This is a genomic window from Bartonella sp. AD328YNZD, from assembly GCF_042196425.1.
Genome location: NZ_JBHIQG010000172.1, coordinates 1 through 5,336, shown reverse-complemented (window position 1 = coordinate 5,336; position 5,336 = coordinate 1). Strand labels below are relative to the sequence as shown.

Genomic DNA, 5,336 nt, shown 5'->3' with positions numbered 1-5,336 from the left:
AAATTGTTGATTTACCAGCGCCTGAAGGTGAAGAGAGAATAAATAAAAAACCGCGGCGTTGATTTGTTTTTATGGCACTGAATTTACTTTCAAAGGCTGTCATCACACCACTCTACTTTGTTCATAAATTTTTCTTCAAAATTTAAATAATACATTACCTCAATGTTTCTCTCAACCAATGGTATTTGCTTTAGCAGCTAGATCTCAATGTTATCTTGTTCTTCCATTAAAATAATTTATTAGCAGTATATTTACTTCTTTCTTAAATATTTTTATCCATACGCTAACCTCTTTTGTAGCATACAAGAAAATGATTTTTATAATTCTTATAAAAAATTTTACTATACTTTGGATTTTCATTTTACGATGCAAACAGATACATTATCATTATAAATTAATTTCTTGCCTTAAATTCTCGCCACTTACGAACATTCATATTATGTTCCTCTAAGGTTCGAGAAAAAACATGCCCACCTGAACCATCCGCAACAAAATAAAGTGCATCACTGCTTGGTGGATGTGCCACCGCTTTCAAGGAATCTCGACCTGGATTTGCAATAGCTGTTGGAGGCAAACCATTAATCTTATAAGTATTATAAGGTGTTTCCTTCTCAAGATCTGAACGATAAATTGCACGACCGGATGGTTTTCCTTTTCCTCCAAAGAGACCATAAATTACTGTTGGATCAGATTGAAGACGCATATGCTTTGTAAGGCGATTATAAAATACTGCAGCAACCATTGGTCTTTCTGCTGCAATTCCCGTTTCTTTCTCAACAATTGAGGCTAATATAACAAATTCATCAATTGATTTAATAGGTAAATCAGGTGAACGCGTAGCCCATATAGCATGAATTAATTTTGTCTGTCCTTCACGCAATCTGTTTACAATCTCTTTACGCGTTGTCCCCCGAATAAAACGAACAGTATCCGTCATTAAACAGCCTTCTGGAGGCAAAATTTTTGGAAGGTCTCCAATCAAAATTTCATTCGCAGCTAATCGATCGAAAACTTGCTGAACCGTTAAACCTTCAGGTACTGTAAATGTATACTCAATAGATTTTCCTTTCACAAGAATATCCATAATATCCTGCATCGAAGCATGAGCCGGAATCAAATATTCTCCAGCCTTCAAATGCGTTGTTTTTTGGTGATAACCAACCCCATAAACAAAAATATCTGATGATCGAATGAAACCACGTTTTTCTAGTAATGAAGCAATTTTACGAATTCCTGTACCAGGATGGATAAGAACAATTTGTTCTTCCTCAATTTTTCCCTTTTCTTCAAAAATACTTTTTCCAATATAAAGAGGAATACTTATGCCCAAAAGTATAACCACAATCAGCATGAGAAAAAAATGGCCGAGAACAACCAATGGATTACGTACGATAGATGATTTCTTTCGCTTTTTATGTGCTAACATGTCATGACTATCTGCTAAATGATTCGAAAAGGAATCACTTATGTCCTTTAGTGATTTTTCATTTTTCACGTCGGACATAAACCCTCAATAGCGATTAAATACAATATTATTACTTCTCATTCACCTTATAATAAAGTAAAAAACTCAGAATAAGAAATTAAATGAAAATACTTATTACCCTCTAAAACGTTGCATTACCAAAGATGCGTTTGTTCCACCAAATCCAAAAGAATTGGAAAGAACCGTGTCAATCTTTCGTTCACGCGGTTTGTATGGGACAAGATCAATTTTCGTTTCAACCGATGGATTGTCAAGATTAAGTGTCGCTGGAGCTATATTATCTCGGATGGCTAAAACACAAAAAATAGCCTCAGCAGCACCGGCAGCACCAAGTAAATGCCCGATAGATGACTTCGTTGATGACATAGAAATTTGTGATGCATAATTCCCTAAAACACGTTCAACAGCTGCTAACTCTATGGAATCTGCCATCGTTGATGTACCATGAGCATTAATATAATCAAGTTCATTCACATTCACTTGTGCACGCTTAAGAGCAGCCATCATACTACGCTGCGCACCTTCACCACTTTCTGAAGGCGCTGTAATGTGGTAAGCATCACCAGATAAACCATAGCCGATAACCTCAGCATAAATACGTGCCCCTCGTTTTTTTGCATGTTCTAGCTCTTCTAAAACAACAACCGCCGCACCTTCCCCCATCACAAAACCATCACGATCTGCATCATAAGGACGTGACGCTCGTTCAGGATCATCATTACGACAAGTAGAAAGAGCTCTACAAGCAGAAAAACCTGCAAGGGATATCCGATTTATCGGAGATTCTGCTCCCCCTGCGACCATAACATCCGCATCACCGAACATAATCAAACGTGCTGCATCACCAATCGCATGCGCTCCTGTCGAACAAGCCGTTACAACCGAATGATTAGGACCACGTAAACCATATTGAATAGACACATAACCAGAAGCAAGATTAATCAAACGGCCCGGAATAAAAAAAGGAGAAAGACGACGGGGACCTTTATCACGAATCGTATAACCAGCTTCAACAATGCCCTCAATTCCCCCTATACCCGAACCAATTAATACACCTGTACAAATCTGATCTTCATCACTCTTAGGAAACCATTCGGCATCTGTAAGCGCTTGGTTAGCAGCAGCCATTGCATAAACAATAAATGCATCAACCTTACGTTGCTCTTTAGGTTCCATATACAAATCAGCATTATAGGACCCCTCTTTTCCATCCCCTAAGGGGATACGCGCAGCAATCTGGCATGGCAAATCTGACACATCAAATTCAGTAATACGTCGAATACCACTTCTTCCTTCAATAAGCCGTTTCCAACTATATTCAACATTACCGGCTAATGGAGATACCAATCCTAAACCAGTAACAACAACACGTCTCATAACTTCTAACCTTGCACTAAACTTCACCTCTTAAAGCTCTTTTTTCAAAAGAGCTTCGAAGAATACAGGCAAAAGCAATTGACGCCTTTGCCCTTTAGTCATCATGCAGAAGCTTTATCAATGAACTTGACTGCATCACCAACGGTGAAAATCGTTTCCGCAACTTCATCTGGGATTTCTACACCAAACTCTTCTTCAAAAGCCATAACGAGTTCAACCGTATCAAGGCTATCAGCCCCTAAATCATCGATAAAGCTTGCATTTTCTACGACTTTATCTGCATTAACCCCAAGATGTTCCACAATAATTTTCTTAACGCGCTCTACTGTATCACTCATGTTGAAATCCTCGAATTTATATTTTCCTATAATTTGGTTAACTATATCGGCTCATCTAATCAAGCAATAGATGCATTACTTTAAAAGATTTTAGCAATAATTTAAAACATCCTGTGGATATCCCCTACAAAATGAACCAATCTGACATTCTGACATCAATTGATCAACGACCATTTTAAAGAAATAGATATATCTTTCCATTTCAATCGCTACTATCTAAAATAATATAGCTTATAAATCAATGTGGAATACAAGAAAATACTTAAATCATTGCCATTCCACCATTGATATGAAGTGTTTGACCTGTCATATAGGCAGCTTCATCGCTCGCTAAATAAATAGCTGCAGCGGCTATTTCTTGTCCACTCCCCATACGCTTCATTGGAATCGCAGCCATGATATGTTCTTTTTGCTTTTCGTTAAGCTTATCTGTCATTGCAGATTTAATAAATCCTGGAGCAATACAATTGACAGTGATGTTTCGTGAAGCAATTTCTTGTGCTAATGCTTTAGTAAAACCTATCAAGCCTGCTTTTGCAGCACAATAATTTGTTTGTCCAGGATTTCCCACAACACCAACAATAGATGTGATGTTAATAATCCTGCCATAACGGCGACGCATCATAGAATGTGTTAATTCACGTGTCAAAAGAGAAGCAGCTGTTAGGTTAACTTCTAAAACATTATCCCAGTCCTTATCTTGCATACGCACAAAAAGACCATCTCTGGTGATTCCCGCATTGTTAACCAAAATATCGACACCATTCATTTCTCTTTCTGCAGCTTCAGCCAACTGTTTAATTGATTGGCGTTCAGAAAGATTAGCGGGAAAGACAAAAACGTTCTGTCCTAATTCTGCCGCCAATTCTCTAAGCTTCTCTTCACGTGTTCCATGAAGTCCAACAATGGCTCCTTGTGCATGGAAGCAACGTGCTATGGCCTCACCAATTCCTCCTGATGCCCCCGTTACAAGAGCCTTACGTCCTGTTAATTTAAACATTTTTAACTCCTACAGATTAAACGCCAAGCATTCCTAGCGCTGATTCTATTTCATCAACTGTTCCAATTGTTACCCCCTTTATATCTCTGTTAATACGACGCGTTAAACCTGTTAATACTTTTCCAGAACCAACTTCAAAAAGCGTATCAATCCCATTCGCAGCAATCCATTCTATTGTTTCACGCCATCGCACCCTCCCAGTCACTTGTTCAACAAGAAGAGTAGCAATACGTTCTGGATCACTTTCTGGGGCAACAGAAACATTGGCAATCAAGGGAACAATAGGGGGCATTTTGTTAACAGTCAAAAGCGCTTTCTTCATGGCATCAGCCGCAGGCTGCATTAAAGACGAATGAAAAGGTGCAGAAACCGGAAGAAGAAGTGCACGTTTTGCACCTTTTGTTGATGCAATCTTTACCGCTGTCTCAATTGCTGTTGCTTGACCTGAAATAACAATTTGCCCACCACCATTATCATTGGCAATCTGGCATAGTCCTTCTCCAGAAACATTTTGGCAAATTTCTTCCACAACTTGCTCTTCCAAACCGATAAGTGCTGCCATAGAACCTTCACCAACCGCAACAGCAGCCTGCATGGCATTGCCACGAATACGCAAAAGCCTTGCCGTATCTGTGAGACTAAACGTACCAACAGCACAAAGCGCAGAATATTCTCCTAAAGAATGGCCAGCAACAAACCTTACCTTTTCTTCTATATGAAACCCTAATTGTTCCATCACACGAATGACAGCCATGGATACAGCCATTAATGCTGGTTGTGCATTTGCTGTTAACGTTAAAACATCTGCTGGTCCTTCAAAAATGATCTCTGATAATTTCTCACCCAACGCATCATCAACTTCCTCGAAAACCATCCGCGCCGCAACAAATTGCTCTGTAAGCGCTTTCCCCATACCAACGATTTGGCTCCCCTGCCCTGGAAAAATAAAAGCTGCACCCATTAATCAACTCCTAAATTGTGCAATTAAATTATTTTCTTTTGACCTTATTCATCCACACAAATCAAGACACAGTCCTTTATTTAGAACGAATATCTCTCTTAAAATTATATTTTAAGGGTGGAATTTGATATAAAAACTTAGGAAAATATGGTGCTATAAACTGAATAATACTCA

Annotated in this window: 5 protein-coding genes and 2 pseudogenes; all 7 read right to left on the bottom strand. The window is 38.7% G+C overall.

Annotated elements, in window-relative coordinates; all coding sequences use genetic code 11:
• Window positions 1-103 (bottom strand): annotated as a pseudogene (locus ACFIO3_RS08335) (guanylate kinase); the annotation flags it as partial.
• 291 nt (window positions 104-394) lie between these two features.
• Window positions 395-1,504, bottom strand: coding sequence for an endolytic transglycosylase MltG (mltG, locus tag ACFIO3_RS08330; RefSeq protein WP_375704304.1), 1,110 nt, complete (start codon window positions 1,502-1,504; stop codon window positions 395-397).
• A gap of 96 nt (window positions 1,505-1,600) precedes the next feature.
• Entirely contained in the window at window positions 1,601-2,863 is a 1,263-nt protein-coding gene (fabF, locus tag ACFIO3_RS08325) for a beta-ketoacyl-ACP synthase II (RefSeq protein ID WP_375607831.1), read from the bottom strand.
• Between the two features lie 101 nt (window positions 2,864-2,964).
• Window positions 2,965-3,201 (bottom strand): acyl carrier protein, encoded by a 237-nt coding sequence (locus ACFIO3_RS08320; protein ID WP_183193698.1) that lies wholly within the window; start codon window positions 3,199-3,201, stop codon window positions 2,965-2,967.
• A 262-nt stretch (window positions 3,202-3,463) separates the two neighbouring features.
• Window positions 3,464-4,201, bottom strand: a complete 738-nt coding sequence (gene fabG, locus ACFIO3_RS08315) for a 3-oxoacyl-[acyl-carrier-protein] reductase (protein ID WP_375607703.1) — start codon at window positions 4,199-4,201, stop codon at window positions 3,464-3,466.
• 16 nt (window positions 4,202-4,217) lie between these two features.
• Window positions 4,218-5,162 (bottom strand): ACP S-malonyltransferase, encoded by a 945-nt coding sequence (gene fabD, locus ACFIO3_RS08310; protein ID WP_375607704.1) that lies wholly within the window; start codon window positions 5,160-5,162, stop codon window positions 4,218-4,220.
• A 76-nt stretch (window positions 5,163-5,238) separates the two neighbouring features.
• Window positions 5,239-5,336: pseudogene (locus ACFIO3_RS08305) on the bottom strand (undecaprenyl-diphosphatase); the annotation flags it as partial.